Annotated in this window: 28 protein-coding genes, 1 tRNA gene, 1 other RNA gene and 1 pseudogene; 15 read left to right on the forward strand and 16 right to left on the reverse strand. The window is 44.2% G+C overall.

The window, feature by feature from the left end:
• Window positions 1-54 precede the first annotated feature (54 nt).
• The 5 genes from WC310_05170 (at window position 55) to WC310_05190 (ending at window position 7,135) form a co-directional block, all read left to right on the forward strand.
• Window positions 55-1,086 (forward strand): hypothetical protein, encoded by a 1,032-nt coding sequence (locus WC310_05170; protein MFA5359174.1) that lies wholly within the window; start codon window positions 55-57, stop codon window positions 1,084-1,086.
• Between the two features lie 75 nt (window positions 1,087-1,161).
• Entirely contained in the window at window positions 1,162-3,444 is a 2,283-nt protein-coding gene (locus WC310_05175) for a protein kinase (protein ID MFA5359175.1), read from the forward strand.
• A gap of 418 nt (window positions 3,445-3,862) precedes the next feature.
• Window positions 3,863-4,486 (forward strand): hypothetical protein, encoded by a 624-nt coding sequence (locus WC310_05180; GenBank protein MFA5359176.1) that lies wholly within the window; start codon window positions 3,863-3,865, stop codon window positions 4,484-4,486.
• 21 nt (window positions 4,487-4,507) lie between these two features.
• Window positions 4,508-5,620, forward strand: coding sequence for a protein kinase (locus tag WC310_05185; GenBank protein MFA5359177.1), 1,113 nt, complete (start codon window positions 4,508-4,510; stop codon window positions 5,618-5,620).
• Between the two features lie 36 nt (window positions 5,621-5,656).
• Window positions 5,657-7,135, forward strand: coding sequence for a hypothetical protein (locus tag WC310_05190; GenBank protein MFA5359178.1), 1,479 nt, complete (start codon window positions 5,657-5,659; stop codon window positions 7,133-7,135).
• A 102-nt stretch (window positions 7,136-7,237) separates the two neighbouring features.
• Here WC310_05190 and WC310_05195 read toward each other — a convergent pair whose 3' ends face one another.
• Complete coding sequence (locus WC310_05195; GenBank protein ID MFA5359179.1) at window positions 7,238-7,603, reverse strand: four helix bundle protein; 366 nt, start codon at window positions 7,601-7,603, stop codon at window positions 7,238-7,240.
• A gap of 173 nt (window positions 7,604-7,776) precedes the next feature.
• Here WC310_05195 and WC310_05200 point away from each other — a divergent pair, with 173 nt between their 5' ends.
• The 6 genes and pseudogenes from WC310_05200 (at window position 7,777) to WC310_05225 (ending at window position 12,347) form a co-directional block, all read left to right on the forward strand.
• Entirely contained in the window at window positions 7,777-8,742 is a 966-nt protein-coding gene (locus WC310_05200) for a hypothetical protein (protein MFA5359180.1), read from the forward strand.
• Window positions 8,743-8,754: 12 nt separating this feature from the next.
• The gene (locus WC310_05205; protein ID MFA5359181.1) at window positions 8,755-10,143 is read left to right on the forward strand and encodes an adenylosuccinate synthetase; all 1,389 of its coding nucleotides are present in this window, start codon (window positions 8,755-8,757) and stop codon (window positions 10,141-10,143) included.
• Between the two features lie 301 nt (window positions 10,144-10,444).
• Window positions 10,445-10,645, forward strand: a pseudogene (locus WC310_05210) (GIY-YIG nuclease family protein).
• A gap of 26 nt (window positions 10,646-10,671) precedes the next feature.
• Window positions 10,672-11,073, forward strand: an RNA gene (rnpB, locus tag WC310_05215) — RNase P RNA component class A.
• 134 nt (window positions 11,074-11,207) lie between these two features.
• Complete coding sequence (locus WC310_05220; GenBank protein ID MFA5359182.1) at window positions 11,208-11,666, forward strand: hypothetical protein; 459 nt, start codon at window positions 11,208-11,210, stop codon at window positions 11,664-11,666.
• Window positions 11,667-11,864: 198 nt separating this feature from the next.
• The gene (locus WC310_05225) at window positions 11,865-12,347 is read left to right on the forward strand and encodes a hypothetical protein (GenBank protein ID MFA5359183.1); all 483 of its coding nucleotides are present in this window, start codon (window positions 11,865-11,867) and stop codon (window positions 12,345-12,347) included.
• A 56-nt stretch (window positions 12,348-12,403) separates the two neighbouring features.
• On the opposite strand, the gene trpS is transcribed toward WC310_05225, so the two are convergent.
• Complete coding sequence (gene trpS / locus WC310_05230) at window positions 12,404-13,393, reverse strand: tryptophan--tRNA ligase (protein ID MFA5359184.1); 990 nt, start codon at window positions 13,391-13,393, stop codon at window positions 12,404-12,406.
• 664 nt (window positions 13,394-14,057) lie between these two features.
• Here trpS and WC310_05235 point away from each other — a divergent pair.
• Complete coding sequence (locus WC310_05235; protein ID MFA5359185.1) at window positions 14,058-14,459, forward strand: hypothetical protein; 402 nt, start codon at window positions 14,058-14,060, stop codon at window positions 14,457-14,459.
• 408 nt (window positions 14,460-14,867) lie between these two features.
• On the opposite strand, the gene WC310_05240 is transcribed toward WC310_05235, so the two are convergent.
• The 6 genes from WC310_05240 to secG form a co-directional block, all read right to left on the reverse strand.
• Window positions 14,868-16,706, reverse strand: a complete 1,839-nt coding sequence (locus WC310_05240) for a ribonuclease J (GenBank protein MFA5359186.1) — start codon at window positions 16,704-16,706, stop codon at window positions 14,868-14,870.
• 173 nt (window positions 16,707-16,879) lie between these two features.
• A complete protein-coding gene (locus tag WC310_05245) occupies window positions 16,880-17,119 on the reverse strand; it encodes a hypothetical protein (GenBank protein ID MFA5359187.1) in 240 nt (79 codons plus the stop codon).
• A gap of 88 nt (window positions 17,120-17,207) precedes the next feature.
• Window positions 17,208-17,786: an alpha/beta hydrolase gene (locus WC310_05250; protein ID MFA5359188.1), complete on the reverse strand. Its 579-nt coding sequence runs from the start codon at window positions 17,784-17,786 to the stop codon at window positions 17,208-17,210.
• 22 nt (window positions 17,787-17,808) lie between these two features.
• A tRNA-Leu gene (locus tag WC310_05255) sits at window positions 17,809-17,895 on the reverse strand.
• A gap of 6 nt (window positions 17,896-17,901) precedes the next feature.
• Window positions 17,902-19,899, reverse strand: coding sequence for a peptide ABC transporter substrate-binding protein (locus WC310_05260; GenBank protein ID MFA5359189.1), 1,998 nt, complete (start codon window positions 19,897-19,899; stop codon window positions 17,902-17,904).
• Between the two features lie 64 nt (window positions 19,900-19,963).
• Window positions 19,964-20,185, reverse strand: a complete 222-nt coding sequence (gene secG / locus WC310_05265) for a preprotein translocase subunit SecG (GenBank protein ID MFA5359190.1) — start codon at window positions 20,183-20,185, stop codon at window positions 19,964-19,966.
• Between the two features lie 147 nt (window positions 20,186-20,332).
• Between secG and WC310_05270 the strand changes: the two genes are divergently transcribed.
• From WC310_05270 to WC310_05280, 3 genes are read left to right on the forward strand one after another with little or no spacing between them, the layout of a single operon-like run.
• Window positions 20,333-21,073 carry a thioredoxin domain-containing protein gene (locus WC310_05270; protein ID MFA5359191.1) on the forward strand — a complete coding sequence of 247 codons (741 nt, stop codon included), beginning with the start codon at window positions 20,333-20,335 and terminating at the stop codon, window positions 21,071-21,073.
• A gap of 3 nt (window positions 21,074-21,076) precedes the next feature.
• Window positions 21,077-21,628, forward strand: a complete 552-nt coding sequence (locus WC310_05275; protein ID MFA5359192.1) for a pyruvate ferredoxin oxidoreductase subunit gamma — start codon at window positions 21,077-21,079, stop codon at window positions 21,626-21,628.
• A gap of 3 nt (window positions 21,629-21,631) precedes the next feature.
• On the forward strand, window positions 21,632-21,904 hold the full coding sequence (locus WC310_05280; GenBank protein MFA5359193.1) for a 4Fe-4S binding protein: 273 nt from the start codon (window positions 21,632-21,634) through the stop codon (window positions 21,902-21,904).
• Window positions 21,905-22,080: 176 nt separating this feature from the next.
• Here WC310_05280 and WC310_05285 read toward each other — a convergent pair whose 3' ends face one another.
• The 8 genes from WC310_05285 to WC310_05320 all read right to left on the reverse strand — a co-directional run bounded on the left by WC310_05285 (window position 22,081) and on the right by WC310_05320 (window position 25,787).
• Complete coding sequence (locus tag WC310_05285; GenBank protein ID MFA5359194.1) at window positions 22,081-22,608, reverse strand: hypothetical protein; 528 nt, start codon at window positions 22,606-22,608, stop codon at window positions 22,081-22,083.
• Entirely contained in the window at window positions 22,553-22,978 is a 426-nt protein-coding gene (locus WC310_05290; GenBank protein ID MFA5359195.1) for a hypothetical protein, read from the reverse strand. Before WC310_05290 ends, WC310_05285 begins: the two co-directional genes overlap by 56 nt.
• Window positions 22,979-22,998: 20 nt before the next feature.
• Window positions 22,999-23,400, reverse strand: coding sequence for a pilin (locus tag WC310_05295; protein ID MFA5359196.1), 402 nt, complete (start codon window positions 23,398-23,400; stop codon window positions 22,999-23,001).
• 74 nt (window positions 23,401-23,474) lie between these two features.
• Window positions 23,475-23,927, reverse strand: coding sequence for a hypothetical protein (locus WC310_05300; protein MFA5359197.1), 453 nt, complete (start codon window positions 23,925-23,927; stop codon window positions 23,475-23,477).
• Between the two features lie 8 nt (window positions 23,928-23,935).
• Window positions 23,936-24,415, reverse strand: a complete 480-nt coding sequence (locus WC310_05305) for a hypothetical protein (protein ID MFA5359198.1) — start codon at window positions 24,413-24,415, stop codon at window positions 23,936-23,938.
• Between the two features lie 13 nt (window positions 24,416-24,428).
• Window positions 24,429-24,851, reverse strand: coding sequence for a pilin (locus WC310_05310; protein MFA5359199.1), 423 nt, complete (start codon window positions 24,849-24,851; stop codon window positions 24,429-24,431).
• Between the two features lie 37 nt (window positions 24,852-24,888).
• Window positions 24,889-25,323 carry a hypothetical protein gene (locus tag WC310_05315; GenBank protein MFA5359200.1) on the reverse strand — a complete coding sequence of 145 codons (435 nt, stop codon included), beginning with the start codon at window positions 25,321-25,323 and terminating at the stop codon, window positions 24,889-24,891.
• A gap of 38 nt (window positions 25,324-25,361) precedes the next feature.
• Window positions 25,362-25,787, reverse strand: coding sequence for a hypothetical protein (locus WC310_05320; GenBank protein ID MFA5359201.1), 426 nt, complete (start codon window positions 25,785-25,787; stop codon window positions 25,362-25,364).
• Between the last annotated feature and the right edge of the window lie 243 nt (window positions 25,788-26,030).

Here is a 26,030-nt window from a genome sequence, read left to right on the forward strand (position 1 = left end):
AATGCTCCTTGCCCTTTTTTTTCGACAACCGCACAACTAAAAAAGGAGATATTAATGAGCGGAAACAACTATAGCGACTATCGTAGTCGCGGTATCGCCTATAGCGGCTTTGCCTCAAGCGATGAGCGCGAAAGGAAAAAAGCAGAAAAACTGCGCGCCGAACGCGTCGAGAAAGCCAAGGAGACGGTGCACGAAAAAAGCACCAAGGCGCGCCCCAAACGTGAAGACAACGCCGTCTATGACGACAAGCTGGTGCGCCTTGGCATCACCAAACCGAAACCCGGCGTCAAACGCGTCTACGTCATCTATATCGACAACAGCGGCTCCAACCGAGTCATCGCCGCCCATTTGCGGAAAAGCTCGGCCTGGCTGCTGTCTCTTCTGAAGATGCTCGACCCGGAAGCGCAAATCGCTTTCGTCTATTTTTCCGACCACACCGACGGCAGTCAGTTCACGCAGGAAGTCGATTTCGTCTCCCCCGACGAAGAGGGCGACAAGATCATGTTCTCGACGATTTCCCATATCAGCGCCGCCAACGGTTTCGATGTGCCGGAAGCGCACGAATGCGCGCTCAAAGCCGCTTGCGAGATCAACTTCGGCGGCGCGGTCGAAAAGCATCTGATCATGATCAGCGACGTCGTTGGCCATGGCATGGGCATGCCCTTTGATGACGGTTGCCCGGCTCAGCAAAGCTGGAAAAAATCCGTCGAGCTGGTCGCCAAGACCTACGACACTTTCCATTTCATCGGCTGCGGCGACGATGCCGAGGTCTGTGAGTTGCAGCAGCAGTTCATCTCTGACCCGAAACGAGTCCCCTGGGATCTGATCGACCTGTCGATGGTCAAAGACGAGCAGCACCGCATGCGCATCACCGGCAACGCCATCATGTTCCTCATTGCCCGCCAACTCGGTCGGCAAGCCATGGAAATGTTCCTCGGCTTCCTCTACGAGAAATGGCTCGACGATCCGATTTTTGGCGAAGCTACCGACGCGCGCGCCCAGGAAATGATTCGACGCTTCACCAAATATCTGGAATGGCCGGAAACCGAAATCGAAGACATGCTCAAGAAAGTCTTCGTCCAATAATCCGTCATCAACACGTGGCTGCCCCGTCATCTGGCAGGGCAGCCATATTTTTTTCTCACAGAAAGGAGTTGGAAAATGAGTGACCGCCAGTTGCTTACTCGACTCCTCGCTGCGACCAAAAAAGGTGGCGGACTGGAGTCTTTGCGCGACGCGCTGGAACAAATTGTTTTTGCCGACGAAGCAGAAAAAAACCACGCCACCAAACTAGTGGCTGTCGCCCACCTTACTGCCTTTCACGCGCAACCGCAAGAACTGGTCCACGCCATCCCGCTGCTAGCAAAAATCAACGACTGGGAAACGCTGCAAACGATCCTAAAAATCGGTCACGACTATGGTCGGCTCGACCTGGTACAAAGCATCGACCAAATTGGTCGGCAAAAAAATCTGCCGGCGTTACAAGTTACGGACTTTGCCGAGTGGATGCAAAATTTTTCCATCTACTGGATTGACCTGTGTTATGACAAAAAAAACAATCTGGTTTTTGTCGATCTGCAGTACGAAAAGATTCTACGGCAAACAATCGCCGAAAACTTTGAGCCGCCGCTTTTCTGGTCTAATGTACTACTGCAGCTGGACCTGCAAAAACATTTGTCCCCCGAAAGAAAAATAATCTTGGCCAAATTGGCCGCAGGGCAAAACCCCGTCTGCCGGCCATTCACCGAACATCGACAAAATGTCTATAAGCGATTTGGCGAGTATTGCGAAAACAACGACTTGGAAATTGTTAAAACTTTGCAAGTCGGTATCGAAAGCTCTCGTCGCTGCAGCTACGTTTATCTGGTTCGCGACACTGACGGTATCATGAAGGTCTACAAAGAAATTCTTGACTACCGCCGCGGTCCGTTGGCCGAAAGCTACGACAGCGAAGACGAACTCTATGAAACGATTGGTCAAAACGATTTTCTGCCGGCGTACCTTGCCACGGTAATCGTCGATAAAGATTTACGCTTTGCCAAATTGGAATTCCAGTACGCTCAAAGTCTGGCTGACTATCTGCGCGACGGCGAACCGCTGGAAAAAAATCTGGCGATCCGCATCATGCTGCAGCTAGCCAAAAACCTGAAACGACTCCATCGGCGCAATATCATTTTCCTGGATCTCAAACCGGAAAACGTGGCGCTGACGGATCAAGACGTTAAGCTTTTTGACCTGGGTGTTTCCCGCCAAATTAAATCGACGGATAAAATCAACGCTTTTCTCGCCGATCCGCGCTATGGCACGCCAGAAACCGGTCTGGAACTAACAGCGTCTACCGCTTCGGACGTGTTCCAGCTGGGAATAATTTTCCACCAACTGTTGACCGGTTATCACCCGTTTGCTTTTGAAGGAACGACCGACAATCGGGAAGAACAAATCTTGCGCTACTTCTGGCCAACAGTGGTTCTTCCCTACGAGCACGATCTGGCAGTAAAACTACGAGACGATCGGCTGAAAATCATCAACGCGATGTTGGACAAAAATCCGGCGCTGCGCCCCGGTCTTGAACAAATAATCGCAACGCTAGAAGAAGGAGAACAAACCGCCGTCACAACCCAAGCAGCACAGAGAAAAGACACCAGACTAGAAGAAAACAATACAGTGCTTTTCCCGGCACGCATGGGTATTCCCCATAAAGGACACATCGAGTACATCTCACGGCTGTTGCAACTAGGATTTCACGTTACGATTTCCTTGCAGCGCAGCTACACTATCACTGACCGCGATCCGTTACCTAAATGGCTAGTAGCCAAAATGGTAGCTAGATCCCTACTCGATCGTGGATTTACACCCGATGACTTCGATTTTATTTTCACACCGCTGTACAAAGAACGTCGAGAGATGGAAATCCATTTTGCGATGCTGCCGTCGGCGGAAAATATTGTCGCTGTTGCTTCTAGCAATCTGAGCGTCCACGATCTTTTTTCGCGATACGCCATCTTTGATCAAAAAACGGTCTTTGGTAGCGCTGGCGAGGAATTCGAAGATCGTTCGTGGGGAGAGATCATTCGCGGAGCAGTAAAAAACAACGACTACCAAAAATTTTCCGAGTATGCGGCCAGCGGCGTAGAAAAAATCTTGCCGTTGGACCAAATCCGAAAAATCTACGGCAGTCCAAATATCGAATTCGTCAGCGGATCAGTCAATCTGGTTTTGCTCGACGAAAACGACCAAGAAATCGCTTCCGGAAGAGCTTTCCGTTTCGTTGGACCAGAAATAAGTCTGCTGCGCCATTTAGTGCGTGCTGGACATGAGGTCGAGTTAATCGATCCTTACGCCAATGACACGCTCGTCAAAATCGACGGACAGACCAAACATCTGAAATACCTCCGGACCGAATTTTCGGCCGGAAATGAATTCATTTATTTCCAAAGCGTCTAGAACAAAAACTAGGCGCTTTTTTATTTAAACAGCTTAGTGCACAGTGCTTAAATAGATTGGCGGGGGTTCAGGGGCGGAAGCCGCGCCGAGCCCCGCCCCGTTTCGGTAATTATGGTCTGCAGGGGCGGGGCGGGGTAAGGGAACCTTAAGGTGATAAGGACAAGCGCTTGCTTCCAGCCCCCGGAACTTTTTGCTTACTTTTTGGTTACAAAAAGTAAGTGCCCGCCCCTGCCTACCGGCAGGCAGGCGGCATGAGGGCAAGCCATGAGTTAATTTTATATTACAACCAAATATAAACTACTTGGCAAATCATTTAAAAAACTACACTAAGTGACTAAAATGCTTGACTATTTAGCTGTTTTTGATAAGATATAATGTCTAGAATTTTGACAATACAAAAAAATCAAAGGAGACAAAAATGGGTACTACTTTGACCATAGATTATCCCAATGGACTCAAAAATATTCTGACGGCAATGACTTACTACAGCAAACCGGCGTTGATCGCTATTGCCGGATGTAGCTGCAGCGGAAAAAGCTTTCTCGCTAAAGCTTTGAACGAAGCGTCTCCCGCAACAATACTGCCGTTGGATAATTTTTTCCGTGATATTGACGATCCTGCGCTACCGCGCGATAAAAACAACAGACATCTTTTCGAAGCTCCTGAATCCTATTGGAAAGATCAGTACTTAGCTGCAGCGGTGGCTTTACTGACCGGCAAAACAGTTATTCTGCCAACTTACGATCTGGCAACTAACAAAAGATTGCCTACGACCGGACAAACAGTGTCGCCGAACACAACTATTGTCGCAGAAGGACTCTACGCTATCACTTTTTTGTCCGCGCTGTCCGCGCCAGTACTCAAAGTCTTTCTGGATACCGATCTGGAAATCTGCCTGAATCGACGCATCGCGCGCGATGTGCCGAGATGGAACATCACCGCGGAAAAAGTACGAGAAATATTTTTTGCCAAAGTGCTTCCCTATTATCAAATGTTCATTGCTAAACAAAAAAGTTTGGCTGATATAGTCATCAAAGAATAAATAAAGAAAGGAGACCCCCGCATGGACATTGACCTGCAAAGGGTATACGACATTATTTTTGGCTCGGTGCGAGCTGAAGACGTATTTGGCGATCTTATTGATCGTCAAAACAAAACGTCCAAAGAACAGTTGTTGGAAGCCGTTTACGCCGACCTGGCCGCAATCGTTGATCCAAAAAAGTACACCTATCCGGATGACCGAGAATTTGCCGCTGATGCCCAGTTCAAACTGAAAACTTTCTACGAGAAAGCCAAGGAAAAACTGGCCAGCGGATTCTATGGCGCGACCGCCAATCCCAGTATCCATGTCTCTCGCGGACGACCAGCTTTTGCAACCGAAAAAAGATCGTACTACCTTGGTCAACCAATCGCCGAAGGCGACATAGCCACCATTTATGTTGGCGACTGCGTCATGGGCGATGACTTTGCTGGCCGCGTGGCGATTAAAATCGTCAACGATCCGGCTGACAACGACCTGGCCCGCAACGAGATCCGGGCTCTGACCGAGCTGCACTCCAAAAAAGGCGCTCAACGCAAACATCTGCCGATACTGCTCGACAATTTTTTGACTGAAGACGACCAAGTTGGTTTGGTGTTTCGATTCTTAGACGATAGCTACGATCTGCTGGCCGTTAAGGAAAAATATCCTCGCGGCGTTGATCGCAAGCATATGGTCTGGATGCTCAACCGGCTACTGTCTGCTGCTGGCTATGCCCACAACTGGGGCATGGTCCACGCTAACATCGAGCCGAGCAACCTGATGGTTCGTCCACAAAACCACAATCTGTTCATGATCGACTGGACCAGTGCGGTGATCCGACCGGCCGAAACCGGCGACACTTTCAAAGTCTACAACCCTGAATTTAGCGCGCCGGAAGTCAAAGAAGGAGGTCCTGCAACACCAGCTTCGGACTTATATTCGATTGGCAAGTGCATGATCTATATCCTCGGCGGCAATGTCGAAGACAATACCATGCCCGACACAGTCGAAGAAGAACTCCAACGCTTTATCCATTTCCTGGTTTTGGAAAGTCAGGGTGGACGAGCGCAAGATGCCTGGAAAATGCATCATAAACTCATCTCTTTAGTCGAAGGACTTTGGGGACCAAGAAAATTTCTGGTCTTCAGCATGTAACCAAAAACCACCAGACAAACAAAAAGGAGAAGTATCATGGGTGGAGGCGGTGATCATTATGAACGCGACGTAGACATGAATGCGCGCCGACGGCAGGTCGAACAACATTTCGAGCAAGTAACCAAACCCAAGCCGCCGGAAGAACGCAAAGTCGCGGCAACTCTTGATCCCAAAAAGATCGAAAAGTTGGTCAGCGACGACAGCGAAGAATACCCCGAAACAACTTCAATCGCCGTGATTATGGATCTGACCAGATCGCGCGGCAAGGACCTGATCGACATCTTGACCAAGATGCCGCTGCTGATGGGTCAAGTCATGCTGGAAGGCTACGTGCGTAATCCGGCCATCAGTTTTTGCGGTGTTGGCGACGCCACTGACGGCGACGCCGCTCCTCTGCAAGTCGGTCAGTTTGAAACCGACGACCTGATCGACAGAGTCTTGCAAGCGATGTGGCCCGAAGGTGGCGGTGGTGGCAGCGGGCAAGAATCCTACCAGCTGGCGGCGTACATGTACGCCATCAAAGCCGAGCTCGCTTCGCTCAAAAAGCGCAACCAGAAAGGCTACCTTTTTATAATCGGTGATGAGGGTTTCTACCCGAAAGTTTCGAAAGACGAAGTTAAACGCGTCATCGGCGCCTCCATTCCCAAAGACATTCCTTCGGCGGAAATTTTCCGACTGCTCCAAGAAAAATTCAACGTCTTCTTTATCTACCCGGCCAAGTCCTGGGAGGAACGCAAAGAAGACATCGACGAAGAAATCGCCGCCCGTGTCCGCAAGGCCGGCGGTATGATCGAAGGTGTCGATATACGATTCTCGCTAGCCTGGTCCAATCGCAACGATCTGGATTTGCACGTCATCGATCCCGACGGCTTCGAGATCTACTACGGCAGCAAGGTTTCCCGCAGCGGCGGCATGCTCGATGTCGACATGAACGTCCACGGCGAGACCACCAAGCCAGTCGAAAACACCCGCTGGGCCAAAGGCAAAGCGCCCAAAGGCACGTATCGAGTCTTTGTCCGAAACTACGGCTTCCACGAAAACACCCGCGCCGCTACGCCATTCCGAGTCGAAATCGAAATCGGCGGTGAGGTAGAGCACTTCGAAGGCAAGACTCCGGCCAACTCCTCCGGTGCAGGTAGTGATGTCGAGGTCGGAACCTTTACCTTCGATCCCCAGAAGGTCAGAGCAAAAGACGGCGATGAAAAATACGCCGGCTACAGAGACAATGTTGTGTTGACTCAGTGGGGCAGCGTGATCCCGCAGGAAAACATTCTGCGGTTAAAAAACCCCAAAGCCATCGTCGACGCGATGCTCGGCGTACTGGCTATTTGCAGCGGTAGCCGCACGTTGCCGGCCTACCTGCAAGACATGAAAAACCGCGGTCAGACAGTCACGCGAATCAAAGAAATTGAAACTTCGCTTGACGGACTGGCTCAAGTCGCGAACACACCGAAAGTGACAATCCGCAGCACCGGCGGCGGCAAGACTCGCAAGAGCGGCGCTACCCGAATCTAGCTCTATTTAACCATCCAACCAAACCCCGTATCGTCTAGGTACGGGGTTTTTCTTTTTTCAGTAAATAGGACAGGATACAGGAGACAGGATACAGTGCCGCTATTATGACTTTAATTTTCTTATAGAACCGCTTAGTAACTTTTTAGTTAAAACTGTTTGATCAGCAATCTTAGTAAAGCAAACACCACCTATATAACCCAAGTCTTGTGCTATCAAAAGCTGACTTTGCACCTCGACTAAGGAGCCGAAAGCAATGGAATAAAAATTAATTTTTTCCGGCTTGGACCTACGGGCAAAACCTTCAGCTATATTAGAAGAGACTGATACAGATGCGCGTCTAATCTGACTACTTAAACCAAACCTCTCGTCTTCCGAAAAACCCTTTGAAGCCTTATAAACTAACAAAACAAGCTTATGAGATTCCTGCCATGACTTCATCTGAAAAAATGACTTTATTATTTCTGTCATATTGTTTTTATCGTTTATCCAGATAATACCAAAATCAATATTAAATCTTTCTAAAATCTCCCCGGCCTCCTGTCTCCCGCCTCCTGTCTCCTATATATTGACTTTTTCCCTTTTCATTGCTAAATTAACATGTCGAACCTTTACAATAAAACAGTCAAAAAGGAGATGTACCCATGACTATGTGGATTGCGACTTTACCGCCGATTCATCGGCGTGAGTTGCTGGAAAAAATCATCAACCATCCCATGATCGGTGGCGTCCGCTACAACAGCGGCTATGCCTCCGGCTCCAACCCTGAAGACACCCTGATAACCATTATCGAACTAATCCGCGCCGCGGGTAAAAAGCTTTGGATTGACCTGAAAGGTCGTCAACTGCGCATCGACAGATGGGCGACTCCTGATTACGGCAAAATCGTACTCAACCATGAAGTTGAAATTTATGGTCAGGCATTTGTCCTTTTTCGCGGAGAATCCGATTTGTCCGAAATCGTCAAGGCAAACGGTCGCGTAATCTACGTTGATCCGCCACCGAAGTATGCTGTCGGTCAAAGCCAAGCAATCAACGTCGCCGGCGACATCCGTATTAAAGGTTTTTTAACCAACACGGATATTGCCTATGTCAAAGCGGCTGTGAAATTAGGTAATCCTTATTTCATGCTGTCATTCGTCGAACAGTGTTCGGACTGGCAGCAAGTGAAAAGCTTGATCATGTCCAGTTCCGGATATTCACCGGAACAGGAATATGAGCTCGTTCTCAAAATCGAATCGACTAAAGGCTGGGACTATGCCAGCCGGTCGATTAATCTGGGAACACTCGCCAAAGAGCGCCTGCGACTGATGGCAGCACGCGACGACCTAATGATAAACATCGGATCAACTAAGTCAAAGATTCTCAAAGCGACGCAAGAATTGATAAACATCGACCGCAGTGCCATCGCCGCCTCCCGACTTTTCGCCAACGTGGAAAAAGACGGCAAGGCGTCACTCGGCGATTTTGCTGACTTGCATTTGCTTTACGGCATGGGATACCGACACTTCATGATATCAGATGGCGTTTGTCTTCATCACTTCGATGAAGCGATAGCGGCGGCTAATGACTATTACACCGAATATCCGCAGCATCTCACCCTGGAATGACAAGGAGAAAAAATGGCTCCGACAATCTATATTGTCACCGATCTAACGTTTGGAGACGGGGGCAAAGGAACGATCGTCGACGCCCTCGCCCGACATACGGGGATAAAAAACATCGTCCGTTTCAACGGCGGGTCGCAAGCAGCGCATAACGTGATAACACCTCAAGGGTTGCATCATTGCTTCGCCCAATTTGGCTCCGGCATGCTTTTGCCAGACACTCACACTATTGTTTCTCGCTATATGCTCATTAACCCTAGCAGCATGCTTGTTGAAAATTCAGCGTTGCAAAACAAAGGCGTAACAAGCGCCATGGCACGAACTTTTATCAGTGAAAACAGCGCCATTATCACGCCTTGGCACGAACTAATCAACCAAATGCGCGAAATCGCCCGCGGTAACAATCGTCACGGCAGCTGCGGCAAGGGAGTATGGGAAGCCACTTGTGATTTGAATTATTCAAGTCGAATAACACTGTTTGCCAAAAATTTGGATAAAATCGATTTGATCAAAGAAAAAATCGGTTTCATCCAACAGATGAAGCTCGATATTGCCGAGCAACTGTATGACCAAAATCCTGCTTACCGCGAACAACTTTTTCCTTTGCTGGAGAAGGTTCGTTGGGCGGATCAGGAAAAAATCGCCGAAAGCTACCAAGCTTTTTTCAAACAAGCAAAAATCGTTACCGACGATTTTATCTTGGAAAAAATCTGTCGGCAAGGTGCGATATTCGAAGGCGCTCAAGGAGTATTACTGGATGCCGACTACGGTTTTCATCCGTACGTCACCAGCAGCAATACCACGATGATCAATGCCGAAGAGATGCTGAAGCAAGCTGGCATTTCACCGCAAAGGCAAACGGTCCGTATCGGTGTAATGCGCGGTTATATGACGCGTCACGGTGCCGGACCGCTCGTTACTGAAGACCAAGCACTGCACAATTTCGTCCCGCCCGATCACAACGAATGGAATGACTGGCAGCAAGACTTTCGTCTCGGCTGGTTTGATCTTATAGCGACCAAATACGCGCTTAGCGTAGCCGGTAAAATCGATGCGCTGGCCATCACCAATCTTGATCGTATGGCAAAAATCCCGCTGGTCAAAGTTGCACTATTCTATCGTGGCAAAGAAGTTCGCCCCGATCTCTTCATTAGTAATGGTGAAGATGTGATAGTACAAATAAGGAAACCGGCACTGCCTCAGCAAAATGAAAACAACGCCCTGACCAACGCCTTGTTCGCAGCTGAGCCGGTTTATTTTTCCGATCATCTTTGGACCGGAAAAAATATCGCCGACCGATACGTCGACCCCGGTTACATAAAATTTTTGGAAGAAAGACTCGGTGTCCCGGTAAAAATTTTGTCTTTTGGCCCCACCGCCAAGGACAAGCTATTCTATCCCTAACATTCAACCAAACCCCCTGTTCGCCTAGGCGAATGGGGGTTTTTAATTAGTATATAGGGGCGAGTATATGGTATATAGCGAATAAACCAAGTTCCTGCATACCGCATACCGTTTTTGATCCTGGTCCGACACGGCCTCTGGCTTGTCCGCCCGTTGGAGGACCGTGTTATGGAGTTTAGTGAGTCAATCACAATAACACGCCCAGAGGGCGTGTCGCTCCGCACATACTCATTGACAAATCAAACCTATTCTGATATATTGCTAGAGCTTAAGTAAGCAAGATGACCGCCCCCCACTTTCTATGTTTTATGTCTACATTTTAAAAAGCCAAAAAGACGACAAGCTTTATATTGGCTTTACTAGTGACTTAAAACGCAGATTTCAGGAACACCAAAATAAAGAGAATAAATCGACAAAAAACAGAACTCCTTTTATTTTGGTCTACTACGAATCCTATCGTTCAAAATCAGACGCGATGAAACGGGAGAAAAATTTAAAACAGTTTAAAAACAGCTACTCTCATCTAAAAAAGCGTCTTGGCGATAGCCTTAAAACATAGAAAATGGGGGGAGGAAAGTCCGAACACCCCTCTGGCTGTAAAGCTAGAGTGACAAAGAGAGTCGCTAACGGCGACCGGGAGTAATCCTAGGGAAAGTGTCACAGAGACAATACTATCCCCCACATATTATGTGGGGGACAAAGGTGAAAAGAGAAAAGGTGTATTTTTAGAAAATCATATGATTTCTAAAGACTGCTACTTTTCTTCCTCTTGGGCGACCAAGATGTGATGGTAAACCCTCTCTGGTGCAAGAGCCAATTTGGTTGCTCGCTTGATCCTGTCAGCAATGGCAGGACTAGATAGATGGTCATCCTCCCTCACATAATTTATGTGGGGGATGACAGAATTCGGCTTACCAGCTTGCTTAAGCAATAAAAATCCGCCGGTTAATCACCAGCGGTTTTTTATTTTATTCTCCTACTCGCGTTATTGACACTTTTACCAAAACCTGATAAGCTTTTTTATTCGTTCTTACAAGAATCAATTAACCAAAAAGGAGACGCCTATGTTTGGGTTTTGTATTGCCCTGTTGATATTTGTTTTTAGTTTTATCTTCAACACCCTGTCTGAAGGCATCAGCTCAGCCGGACACTTCCTCTACATTTGGAATTGGGTTTTTGGCATCGGTAAAGTCGTACTTCTGAGTTTGGTCGCCTTCGGCATTACCGGTTTTATCGGTCTTGGCGGCGCTGGCGCCGCTAGCCAAAAATGGAGCTCGCGCGGTGCGATGATCCTAGGAGGACTGCTTGGCGCTGGCGCTGGGGGCGTGGTCTCGGGTCTGATCTTCATCAAGGCTTTGATCAAAAACGCACTGCTGATCCTAGGCGCTTACCTGATCACCCTCTCCGGCACCGCCAGTATGTCTTTTGATCAGTTCGACAAAACCAAACTGTTCGTCGGACTGGCAATAGTGGTCATCGCCTTATTGTTATTCCGTAAAAAAAGTAAGGATTCATCCAAATAAATATCTCACCAAAAAACCCAGGGTTTTATCCCTGGTTTTTTATTATTTTCTTCTTCTGATTAAAAAAATCTAGAAAAACAGTGAGGGTAAAAAATGGTCTTATTATTATTGACACTTTTACCAAAACCTGATAAGCTTTTTTATTCGTTCTTACAAAAATAAATTAACCTGGGAGCCTAAGATAAGGAGGAAGGAAAAATGAGTGACAAGATGTTAGGTTTTCTAATCGCAGCGATCGCATTTGTTGTCAACAACCTTTTTTTCAAAACCCTACCCGAAAGCATCAGTTCGGCCGGACATTTTCTTTATATCTGGAACTGGGTCTTCGCCGGACTCAACGTTGCGTTGTCTGTTTGTTTCTCCCTTGGTTTAATCAACCTTACTGTCAACAGCACCGACGCTGATGCCGCGAAAGAAGCTACGAAAGCTATCAAAAATATGCTCCGAATCGGATCCGGCGGCGTAATGTCCAAAATCAATTTCATCAAAATGCTGATCAGAAACACCTTGAGTATCATCGGCGCTTACCTGATCACCCTCTCCGGCACCGCCAGTATGACCTTTGATCAGTTCGACAAAACCAAGCTGTTCGTCGGACTGGCAATAGTGGGCGTTGCCTTATTCCTCTCTAAGAAAAAAGTCGTAGGGGTTGTCATGATCAATGACCGTGAAACCGCCTAAAGAACCATCAAAAAAACCCGGGAATATCTCTCGGGTTTTTCATTTACCAATAATTATTAAACCAACCCAACAATCTCTCTCACCTCCGCCATAGTTTGACTAGCAATCTTTTGCGCGGTAGCGGCTCCCTCTGTCATTACCTTGTCGACATATTTACTATCTTTTTCTAACTTTTTCCGGCGATCACGAAAGTCTTTAAAATAATTAGCGATATCATCGGCTAACTGCGCTTTGAACTCACCAAACTTTATCTTCTTTTGCTCTTTTTGTTTAAAGAAGTATTCTACCGTGTCGGGATGAGAAAAATTTTCGAGGAGTAGTAGTAGGTTGGTACCACCGACCGATTCTCCACTACCTTCGTCAGACACCGCGCGACTCAATTTCTTTTTGATTACTTCCGGGTCGTCGTTGATACCGATACAATGATTTTCACCCAAACTTTTACTCATCTTTTTCTCTGGAGTGAGCAGGCTCATTATTTTTGGAGTGTTAGTCAATACTTCTTTTGGCTCAGCAAAATAATCAGTCTTATACTTTTGGTTAAACTTGCGAGCCGCCAGACGAGTCAGCTCAACATGCTGTACCTGGTCTTGACCCACCGGCACTGCCAAAGCGTGATAAAGCAAAATATCAGCCGCCTGCAAAACGGGATAGTCAAAAAGACCCATGTTAATATTTGCTTTTTGTCGAGCTGCTTTGTCTTTAAACTGTGTCATCCTTTCCAGCTCCGCTACTGGCAATAAAGTATTAAAAATCCAAGCAAGCTCGGTATGACCAGTTACTTGTGACTGAAGAAAAATCGTCGATTTACTCGGATCGATACCAGCTGCCAAATAATCCATGATCAACCCTCGAGAACGAGCGCGAAGCTGCTCCGGATCACTATTTTCTGTCATTGCATGGTAGTCGGCAATAAAGAAAAAACATTGATATTTGGAGCTGTTTTGCAATTCAACAAAGTTTTTGAGCGAACCGAGATAATTGCCCACGTGCAGTTCGCCACTGGGTTGAATACCGGAAACTATGATTGGTTTGATTGTTTTCATATGTTTTAATTTTAGCTTTAATTCCTCCCCCTGCCAAGGGGGAGATGTCGCGAAGCGACAGAGGGGGTGAATGCGACTCCCTGCCAAGGGGGAGATGTCGCGAAGCGACAGAGGGGGTGAATGCGACTCCCTGCCAAGGGGGAGATGTCGCGAAGCGACAGAGGGGGTGAATGCGACTCCCTGCCAAGGGGGAGTCGCTTCCTGTAGTTGTTATCAGTGGATACAAAAAAATCCCCCGTTCTTAGCTAGAAATATAAACTTCTAGCCAAGGACGAGGGATTTACCCCGCGGTACCACCTTGATTAACAAAAAAATACCAGTAAACGGTATCTGTCTGTTCACTTTACCAACTCTGTTTCGCATCAACAAAACGACATTAGTTATCCTTTGATTACGGAGGACGCCGGATCGCCACTAACGCAGCAATCATCCTGTCTTTTTTAAGACCACTCTAGACCCAGTCCCCATTTTATTGGAGATCCAAAGTTTGGATTTTAGAAAACATCTTAAGTTCTTCTATTAATATCTTAATAGAAATAAAGAAAAAAGTCAACAATCAAAATCTATTGACCGTTTCACTATCTATTGTTAATATAACTAGTCAGCTGCTAATGGCTGACCAACAACCGTCCGGCTCGTGATGAGCTTAAAAAAGGAGGTTATAGTGGAACCAAAAAGGTTACAAAGATTTCTCCGCGAGTTTCCATGGCTTTATGGGATTAAGCTTGAATGGGACAGCAAAAAAGTAATTTCGATTGTAGTCAAAACTTTTACTGTCCAATCAGTTCAAAACAGGTCAGTCTACGACCTGCGACGTGTCGAACAAAGAGCTTGGTTCCTCCTCTCTTCAAACTTCGGCGGCTGGAAACAACGAGTCGTCGAAGTCAGTATCCAAACAAATGGTTACTTTGATTCGATAATCAAGAGAGTCAAAAACAAATTCCCAGGCGAGGAAATTGACGCCATCGTCCTCCGGTGGAGAGTCCCTCCCTTCGTGGACACCGAAGACTATGTAATCATCAAACGGCCAAAGCGGCAATCGATCGAAAAATTTTTCAAAGACTAACAGTCAACAAAACCCCGTTCTACATGAATGGGGTTTTATCTTTCAAATTTAGCTGGTGGTAATTTTACTAAATAAACTACCACCAGCTAAGGCTTTAATCTTATTTCAAAAAATATTAAGTTGTTAAAATGTCGGGGGTCCGGGGGCGTAAGCTGCGCCGAGCCCCGACCCGTTTCGGTAATTATGGTCTGCAGGGGCGGGGCGGGGTAAGGAAACCTTAAGATGATAAGGACACGCGCTTGCTTCCAGCCCCCGGAACTTTTTGCTTACTTTTTGGTTACAAAAAGTAAGTGCCTGCCCCTGCCCGCCGGCAGGCAGGCGGCATGAGGGCGAAGAAAAACAGAAAACCCCGCTCACTCGAAACGGGGTTATTTTTAAATTCTAACCACTAACAACTAACCACTACCCCTAAACTTCAATCAACACCGGCAATATCATCGGCCGACGGTTGGTGCGTTTCCAGAGAAATTCGCCAATCTCGTTACGAATTTTATTTTTGATATAGTCTTCAAAAGCTGGCGAGGTATGGTCTTTGTCTTTGAGCAAATTGCGCACCCGCTTGCGGGTTTCCTCGACTATATTTTTATTTTCTTTCATGTAGATAAAACCGCGGGAAATTAGGTCTGGATTTTGTACTAGCTCACCGGTTTTTTTGCGAATAGTGACAATCACGACCAGCATACCGTCTTCGGCCATCATCCGGCGATCACGCAATACTATCTCGGAAACATCGCCTACACCGAGTCCGTCAACAAAAACGTATTCGGCCGATATCTTTTCTGCGGTAACTTTGGCGGCATCTTTGGTCAGCTCAACCACCTGTCCATTATCAGCAATCAAAACATTACTTTCTTTTATCCCAGTTGAAACAGCCAATTCACCGTGAATCCGCAACATATAGTGATTGGCATAAATCGGCATATAGAATTTCGGCCGAATCAAACTAATTAACTCTTTGAGATCTTCTTGTTTGGCATGACCACCGGCGTGAATATCCATCATTTTATAGTGGATCACTTTGGCGCCATTACGATACAGAGTGTCCTTGAGATTCTGAATAGTGCGCTCATTACCCGGGATCACCGAGGAAGAAAACACCACCACATCGCCTTTTTTGATATGAAGATATTTATGTTCATTGTTAGCCATACGCATTAGGACGGCGTTGCGCTCGCCCTGGGCGCCAGTACAAATAATCATCAATTTGTTATCCGGAATGTTTTTGGCTTCCGCCCAGTCAACCATAGTATTTTTACCAAACTTCATGTAGCCGAGACTATGAGAAACATCTAGATTGTCGTTTAAACTACGCCCTTCAACTAGAACTTTTCGCCCATGACGTTCCGCCAAACTGATAAGGAGTTGGACGCGGGAAAGGTTGGAAGCAAAAGTACCGACAATCATACGACCCTGGACGCTGCCGAAAACTTTTTCCATTTCTCGGTCGACATCACTTTCAGAAAGCTGATGACCGGGATGCTCGGCATTAGTGCTGTCAGCCATAAGTAGAGCCACGCGCTGATTACCGATAGAACGCAAACGATTTATATCTATTGGTTTTTCATTGACAGGATGTTTATCAAATTTGAAATCTCCGGTGTGGACGATGTTTCCCACCGGGGTTTTAATCACTATGCCATAACTATCCGGTATCGTATGGTTGACTCGAAAAAATTCTACCTGAAAAGCGCCGCCCAGTTTCAACCGGGAATTTTCATTAATCTGATAGATATTGAGTTTGGGAGCGTCGGCATATTCCTCCTGCCGTTTTTTGATAATCCCGGCCGTGAGCGGTGCGGTGTATATTACCGGATTGCCTATTTCTTTCATCAAATGAGGAATCCCGCCGATATGGTCATAGTGCCCGTGGGTAATAATAACACCGCGGATGTTATTGATTTTGTTTTTTAAATAAGTAACATCAGGAATAATATAATCAATACCAGGCATATCTTCTTCAGGAAATTGCAGACCCATGTCAACGATAATTATGTCGCTGTCGTATTCAAATAAAATACAATTACGACCGACTTCTTCCAGGCCACCGAGAGCGATTATTCTCAGTTTGTTCACCGAATTTTTATGAGCGCCGACCAATGCTTTGGCCGCTAAATTATATTTTCCTTTAGTATCATTTTTTCCGGACTTGAAACCAGGCGCAGCTTCTTTATGCCAAAAACGTTTCTGTTTTGTGGCTCGGCCGTGTCTTCTACCGGGGTTTTTCGTACCTTCTTTTTTAGGAATCATAAATAAAAATTATTAAGAGAGATTTTAATTATTAAATGAGGTTAAAGACAAAAAGTAGGAAGTAAAATTTTTGTTACTTTTAATTACTCTAGCAATCGTCCCACCACGGGGAGATGCTGGCAAATCTGGCACTTTTTACTTTTTATATTCAACTTGTCGTGATTAAAATATAACTAAGAACCACAGTCGCATAACCCTAACTCCTCCATAGACAGTTGATCGGCAAAGGTAATATTACCACTTTCATCATAATAGATTTTGTCGACACAACGTCTGTGAAGAGAACCGTTGCACTCAGTAGATTGTTCAGTTTTTGAGCCATCATCATGATTTTCCAAAACCTCGTTCTTAATTATTTGGTATCGTTCAGGCTTTTTTTCTCCTTCTATGCTTTTAGAAAATTTTTCTGCCATATAATACTGCTTTATTTAATAATCTTATAACCGTATTAGTCAAAATCGAATCGTCGAGGAACTAAAGACATGACAACCTGTTTTTTATCTATTTTAATACAACTTTCAATAACTCAGGGAACTCTTCGGTCCCCATATTACTCATACAATAATGTCCGCGCCCTTCCAATTCGATGATTTTTCCGCCCAATGCTTGATGAATGATTTTCACGCTTTTCTTTCCATCTTCTTTTTCATTATCTGCGGTAAACAATACAATGTTTTTCACCCGCGACTTAATAGTTTCGTCAATTGGATACTCATAAAAATCCACCCTAGATTTATCGTCTTTGTCAGCGATTACCCAGGGGGCTACCAGTATAAGTTTGGATATTTTCCTTTTGGTATCGCCAAGCCAACGAATCAAAAAGGCCGTACCGCAGCTATGTCCAATAAGTACAGTGTTCTCTTTAACATTATGTTTTTCAAACTCTGCTTTGAATTTTTGGTAATCTGGCTCCCACGGTGTCGGCATAAGCGGCGTTTCGGTTCGTATCCCCCGTTTAATAAGCTCTTTTTTCAACCAAGGTATCCAATGCTTGTCATAAGTTCTGGTTTCCGGATTCATCGCCTTTTCTACATCCGTAGGACATCCGTGAATCATAATGACTTGCTTTGGCATATCCATACTCAATTCTTAAAAATTTATTTGGTGGGCGAGAGAGGAGTCGAACCTCCATGAGATTGCTCTCGCTGGCTCCTGAAGCCAGTGCGTCTACCAGTTCCGCCACTCGCCCGAATGATTAATTACCCAAACGTTTGGTATTAAAATAACGCAGCCCCATATCCGCCAAACGATCTTGCGGCATAGCTATTTTATCTACCACCAAGCCATAAACCTTATCACTTACTATGTAAGGATATTTTGGCTGATAAAGAAAAATAGCAATTGTTTCATCTAAAAGTAACTGTTGAAGTTTTTTGTAGTTATCTTCTCGCACTGCCTGGTCGTTTGTTTGTCTGGCATCTTCCAAAAATTTGTCGATTCTTCTATCGGTTATCATAGACAAGCTTAACCCCGGATCGGTTTGTTGTGAAGAATGCCAAAATGGATAAGGATCGGGGTCATAACCCGTTATTTCGCCATAAAGCAAAGTTTGATAATTTCTCGGCTTGATCACTTCACGACGAACGTTTTGAGCAGAAACTGTAATCAAATTTGTTTTCACTCCTATGCGTTGCCAATCTTCCTGTACTAGTTTTGCCACCGCAACGCTCTCCGGCTGATCGGCTACCGTCAAATTTATTTCCAAAATCCTTCCGTCTTTTTTTCTGAAATACTCTTGACCAGACAGTTCGGCTAAACGTTCTTCGTCGGTTTTTTGTAACTCTGGCGCGTCGGCGGGTAAACTCTTTTTCTCCTGTTCCTTAACTAAAGCGATATAATCATTGGGAGTAATACCAACCCATTTGTTTTGATCGAGCAAACTTGTCGCTTGAGCCGGCGCGTAATCAATCTTTATATCCGAATTATAACCAATCCAACCGGGTAAAATAGGCCCATTAACAATATCCGCTTCGCCTTCCAAAACCTGCCTGACAATCCTTTGCCGATCAATCGCTTTATACAAAGCCTGTCTTACATTTCTGTCTTTTAACAAATCGTTATTATCGGGGTTGAAAAAAATCGCCGTATATTGAGCGGCGGCTAACAATTTTTGCCTCCACCCTTTCGCCTCGTCTTGATCACCGAAAAATTTATCCCTGTTAGTTCGCGGCAAATAGCTGATTGCTGAAACGTTTTTATTCCGCAATGCTTGTTCTAAAGATAAAACATCGGGATAAAATTTAAAAACTACTTTGTCCATATACGGTCGACCGGCATAATAGCCATCAAACGCAGCCAAGGTAACAGATTTTATATTCCCCTGCTTATCTTTTTTCAAAGATTCAAATTTCCAAGCGCCAGAACCAATAGGCTTAAGATTCAATTCAGCCAATTTGATATTAGCCGGATCAATCTCCGCCCAATATTTCTCCGGTAAAATACCGAAAGTCAGAGTGCTCAAAAAAGGAGCAAAAGGTTCTTTGAGAATAAATTTAACAGTATAATCATCAATTCTTTCGGCGGTAACTCCGGAAAATGTTTTAAATAAAGGCGATCCGGAATCAGGGTCTCTGATTAGATCAAATGTCATTAAAACATCATCAACCCCTAGTTCTTCCCCATCGTGCCATTTAATACCTTTTTTTAAAACAAAAACATATTCTTTTTGATCTTCAGATATCTGGTAACTCTCAACCAAATCCGATTCAATACCGTTCTTACCATAACGCATCAAACTGGAATAGATCAAGGAAGAAACGTCGGAATCAACATCATTAGCCGGCGCCAAAATAGGATTCAAATATTTCGGATAACCGAGCAACCCTTCCGAATATTCTCCGCCATAATCAGGTTTTACTTTCAAAGTAAAAAACCAAAAATTAACAAACAAAAACATAACAGCTAAAACCACAAAAAACAGAAGCGCCTTAACCGCCATCCTTTCTTTTTCTGAAAAAATACTTCCCACCCTCTTTAACTGCTTCCATGCCGGAAGTTTGCTGCGTTTTTTTCCCGTCAAAGACAAAACTAACTGTTTATCCATCTCACTCTTTGCCTCATGTTGCAACAAAGCTTCATTTTCTACATCTACATTTTTGTGCCGAAAAGATACTAATTCAAATAGTCGGCTAAACACTTTTTTAACCTTAGATATTTTTTGATTGGAGAGTCCTGATTGTTTTTCTTCAGTCACAAAAAATAATCAAAATAAAACCAGAAAACTTAGGTCTTAAAAAGACTAATAATTAAGAGAGGTTTTATATTAAAAATCGAAGTAATGATAAGGCTAAAAACAAAACTGCCAAAACAATCGTTGAGATAAAAAGAAATCTTTCCGCCCCACGCTTAGTTTTATACACGTTACCGTCACCGCCAAAAACAGCTCCCATGCCGGTGCCTCGACTTTGCATCATAACCACTACTACCAATAAAGCGGAGATGACGACTTGAATGATTGAGAAAATAGTTCCTTTGTCCATAAGTTTAAAAGACTAGAATAAGTCTACTACACCAAAGGTTTTATGTCAACCGAAAATAGTTACTTTTGCCCTAAAATTCGCTAATTTTAAAGGATAAAAAGCTGCTGCAAAATACAACTAAAACAATAAATGTGCTATAATAATTTTATGAACGGACAAACTCCAAATTATCCGACAAAAATTAAACGCTGGTATAAAAAATGGTGGGGGGTTGTAATATTAATAATTTTAGCCATTTTCTTGATATTTGGCTCGGCCATAACTTTTCAAGTGGCTCAAATTCTCTGGAAATTCAATAAGGGAGAAATAACCGTCGAAGAAATAATCGGTAAAAGTACCAACGATCTGGATGAAATCAGAAAAAAGGTTGAATCAACAGATGATCCTTTCTTGGGACCGAAAGACGCGCCTGTCACTATTGTCGAATTTGGCGACTTTGCCTGTCCAATTACCAAACAAATGGTACCGGTATTGAAACAACTCCGCGAATTATATCCCCAACAAGTAAAAATTATCTACCGTGACTACCCGATAGTCTCCCAAGACAGTATTACGGCCGCAAACGCGGCAGCTTGCGCCTATGAACAAGGTGCCCCGATTTTTTGGACTTTTCACGATCAGCTTTTTGCCGGTCAAGATAATCTGACCGAAGACAACATGGTGGCAATAGCAAAAAATATGGGAATTAACACCCAACGGTTTTATCAGTGCTTTACCGCCCGTACCCACCAAAAAGAAATAAAAGAAGATATGGATACCGGTCTAAATCTTAACTTAAAAGGAACTCCGGTATTTTTTATCAATGGCAATATGGTTACCGGTTTGCAGCCGATAGAAAGCTGGAAAAAAGCGATTGACTATCTAATAAAACAAAATGCTATTAAATAAATTATGATTTTTATCAGGATACACGGTCGTGGCGGTCAAGGCGCGGTTACCGGCGCCGAGCTACTGGCAATAGCCGCTTTTAAACAAGGAAAGTATTCTCAGGCGTTTCCTTTTTTTGGTGTCGAGCGTCAAGGCGCGCCAGTCGAAGCTTATTGCCGGATTGATGACAAAAAAATTACCATTCGCAGCCAAGCATCACAACCCGACTTTGTTATCATCCAAGATCCGACTCTTCTTGCCAACCAGCAGGTTTTTGCCGGGATTAAAAAAAATACCTTGTTTTTAATCAATTCGGAAAAAAAACCATCGGCGCTAGATCTGCCGACGAATATTTCGGCAAAAACTATTCCGGCGACCAAAATCGCCTTGAAGTACTTGGGTAAACCGATTATTAACACTAGTTTACTCGGCGCTTTTGCCGGGGCGACAAAACTAATTAGTATTGATGCCTTAAAAAAAGCAATTACTGAAAAATTTTCAGAAAAATCAAAAGAAATAACCGAGAAAAATATTGCAGCGGCGCAGGAAGCGTATAACCTAGTATTAAAAAATTAATTTATGAAATACACTCCTTCTACCCCGGCGGGGCAAAGTAAAAAAAATAAAACCGGATCTTGGCGCACTTACCGACCGGTCTTTCTCCATGAAAAATGCGTTGGCTGCGGGATTTGCCAAAAAGTCTGCCCGGAAGGAGTTGTCTATGCTACTGGCAAAGCCAATAAAACGGGAAAAATCTACCGTGAGTGCGATCTGGAATATTGCAAAGGTTGCGGTCTTTGCGCCAAAAACTGCCCTTTTGCCGCAATAACCATGGAAATGGAAATAAAATAACCGACGTCGTCTTTTTTATCTTAATGGCTATAATTTTTTATAGCCTTTTTGATTATTTATTGTTTTAAATAATTCCGACCGGTCATTTTTAGTTGTTTTATAAATTTTTATAACCTATTTTTTTAAAAAAAACAGCCCTTCATACCGAGCTGTTTTATTTTAAATATATACGCTTTCTAAGAAGTAAGTGCATTAATAACAAAACTGGTTATCGCGTAAGCGGCAAGAACAATAGCTAAACCGATAATACTGTTCCGAATCCATTTTTTAGCATCATCTATCTGCTCTTGTTTACCGCCTGCATACATCCAACGAAATCCGGCATAAAGCATAATGATTAAAAATATCGTGGCAAGGAGCGACAAAAACGCCGGCACCAACATAAGAACCAAAGCCTGCAAGTCAGTGTTTTCCGCGCTTTCTCCGTAAACTTGTTCACCAATCGCATTCAGACCGCCGCCAAACATCATCTGCCACAAAGAGCTTTCCGACCCGCCGGTAAAATCCGGATTACAAGGGCTGTTGGGGTCTTTTTTCTGAGCATCGGTACAATTGTCGGCGGCAAAAGAAAGACTGGGCGCCAATAAACCAAAAACGACAACCAATATCACTAATGTAAAAAATATTTTTTTCATACTCTTATATCTCTTAATCGTAATATTGATAATGCGGCGTGCCGACTTCACCGACAATACTGCCGACATAAACCGTAATAGCGTAACTAAGCGTACAAATCGCCAAACCGATGACCGCGTTGATAATCCATTTTTTCGCTTCGTCGATCTGGTCCTGCTTGCCACCGGCAGTCATCCAGCGAAAACCGGCATAAAGCATAATGATTAGAAATATGATTCCGAGCATGCCAAAAAACGCGCGTAAAGCTCTGGCAACCACCAAACCAAAGGGCTGGTCATATTGTTCTGGCTGCGTATAGCCCACTCCTGTCGCCACGTCCTGCAAATTTCCGCCCAAAGAAGGGGCATTCGCCGATTCACTTTGGGCGAAACTGATACTGGAAACCAGCAACAAATTAAAAACAATCAGAAATAAAGATAAAACTACGGTTTTTTTCATACAAATTATGTTAACAATCTTTAAAACGTAATATTGCCGCCGTTAATAAGACCGTCGGAACTGCGGTAGTTGGCGTTGTAAACATCGGGAGTAAACCAAACCAGCATGGCAATAGTTATGATATATGCTAAAAATATGATCACCAAACCAATCACTGAATTCATAATCAACTTTTTTGCGGCCCCAACCTGCTCGTCATTACCGCCGGCAGTAAGCCAGCGAAAACCAGCGTACAAAATAATTATTAAAAATATCACGCCCAATACCGTAAAAAACGTTTGTAGCACCATCACTATCATAGAAAGCGGACGGTTTTCCGAATCCGATAAATATCCTTGATACCCGGCGTTACTCAAAAAAACCGACGACACGTCTTCGACGGTAACATCGGTAGAAGATTGCCCGAAAACAATCATCGGCATTAATATATTCGACAACACAAAAAACATGAAAATGGCTACAAAAAAATTTTTCTTCCAAAAAATCATAAATCTAATTAATTTCTGATAAAAGCTAAAAATCTAAGCAATTCCCATGTCAGATCGGCGGCTAACACCACGACAAAACCTATAACGGCGTTTTTCATCAATGCCTTGGCTTTGGTTATTTGCTCGTCGTTACCGCCGGCGGTCAGCCAAAGCCAACCAGCATAAATTATTAAAACCAAAAATATTATACCTAAAAAAGAAACAAAATAAAAAACATAAGTACCAACCAGCATGGCGATAGCAAATTGCGGCGCTACGTCCCCTGTCACGAAACCGGTGTTATATCCAGCCCCATCGCTACCGGCGGTGGTTTTCAAAAAATCCAGAGCATTAACCGATTGTGTCTGCGCCGATCCTCCCTCTTGTGCGAAAACCGCCGAATTCACGAGAAGTAACGATAATACAAACAAAAACATTGTTGTGATAATTATGCTTTTTTTGTTTTTTTGTCTTAATATCATAGCAACTGTTATGGTAAATAATTTTGATTCATATTAAAATCAACGCCGGCTTCGTAACCGGTGATCGCACCCAGACGCGATACGACAAAGAAGGTGATGAGATAAGCAAAAACTATTATTAACAAACCAATCACTGCATTTTTCATCAATTTTTTGGCATCAGCCAGCTGGTCTTCATTGCCGCCGGCATAAAGCCAGCGAAATCCGGCATAAATTATCAAAGCGAAGAAAACAACACCCAAAAAAGACAACAAATATTGTAAAATAACCGTAATAACCGAAATACCTGTTTGCCCGCTTGTAGAGCGGTATCCGGAGTAATCTGCTGTTTGCGCCGCCTGCTCGTTTAATCCTTTCATGGTATCAGGTAACAACAACCCGCCTGATGTTTGATCTTGCGCAAAAATAGCAGCAGGTATAAACAAAACAAAAACCGCCGCTGCCAACCACAAATAAATCATGTTCTTGCTTCGCGATAGACTTGCCATAATAAGATATTTTTTATACTTGCGAACCGCCAAAAAACCCAATAACGGTTTGTGTCAAAAGCCAAGCCGCAAAAATAATAACTAACGCGATAACGGAATTTTTTATTATTCCTTGCGCCTCTTTTACTTTGTCTTCGTTGCCAGAAGCGGTCATCCACAGCCAACCGCCATAAATAATAAAAATAGTAACCACCACCCCAACCAAGGAAACGCAAAACGTTACCACTGCGCCAATAATTTTATAAATAGAATCGGAAGAATAATCAGTAGTGGCTTGATAACCGGTTTTACCAACATTTACCAGACTGGCATTTAAATTTTGCAGGTTTGGCGCAGTTTCATCGCCGCCCTGAGCAAACGCATAAGCAGGTAAAATAACCGATATACCAACAAACAGTAAAACCGAAATGATAATGATTTTTTTAAACATGTACATAAATATTTAATCCTGCTTTTAAAACTAACCTAAAGCCTTATCCGCTGGGCGACACTGTTTGCATAATAAAAGATAGAACCACCCAAGAAAGCAGGTAAGCGGCAAAAACTATAGCCAAACCGGTGATTGAATGCGTAATCAAATCCTTCGCCTCTGTTATCTGGTCTTCGTTACCTTTAGCAAGCAACCACTTCCAACCGCCGTAAACAACTAAAACGAAAAATACCACGCCTAAAAATCCCAAAACGTAGCCGATCAGTCTGCCGATAACTATTTCCGGGGTAATATCGTCGGACGGCTGATATCCCAATTTTTCAGAAAAAATTTCGGTTTTTCCCGATGCCCCCTGTAAACCGGTCGCCCCATCGTTATCTTGGGCTACAGCGCTCGGAAAAGGAGCAACAATAAAAAAACAAGTCAATAAAGTAGCCAGGGAAACCAAAACCGGCTTTGAATAAAAAAATTTCATCATAACCATTTTATATTTATTTTATTGTTAATAGTCCGTAACTATTGCGCCGTGGTCTTCGTCGTCGCGCTGACCAGCAAATCCATAACGTAATTAACTAAAACATAGGCAGCAATGACTATAACCAGCCCGATTATCGAATGCAAAATAGTTTGTTTGGCTTTAGTTATTTTTTCCTCATTACCCTGAGCTGTCATCCAAGTAATGCCAGCGATAATAACCTGGACTAAAAAAATAATACCTAGTAACGACAAAACGGTACCAACGATAATTCCAGCGATAACAGTCGGATCGGTCTGCAAATCCGCGGCATCCTTACCATAAGCCTTGCCCGCTACCTCATTGAGACCATAGCTCTGATCCGACGCCGCTTCACCGTCTTGCGCCAGACAATAAAAAATAGGGACAGCCAAAAACCCTACTAACAACAAACTAACTATAATTTTTTTTGTTAACCCAATTTTCATATTTTGATAATGCTGAAGGCGCGAAAAATTTTCATTTTCAGCGCCCTCAGTTTTTATCTTTTAGTTCTCAATCAAGTTTTACGGAAAAATCTCAACTAAGCTGTAGCATTCACCAAGGCGTTGATAACAAAAGCGGCGATGGCGTAAGCGGTGATGATAATAACCAAACCGATAACACCGGCGGCAATCAACTTCTTGGACTCGGAAACCTTATCTTCGTTACCCAGAGCGGTCATCCATTTG

The organism is Patescibacteria group bacterium, assembly GCA_041653535.1.
Classification (GTDB): Bacteria; Patescibacteriota; Patescibacteriia; order JACRDY01; family JACRDY01; genus JBAZFH01.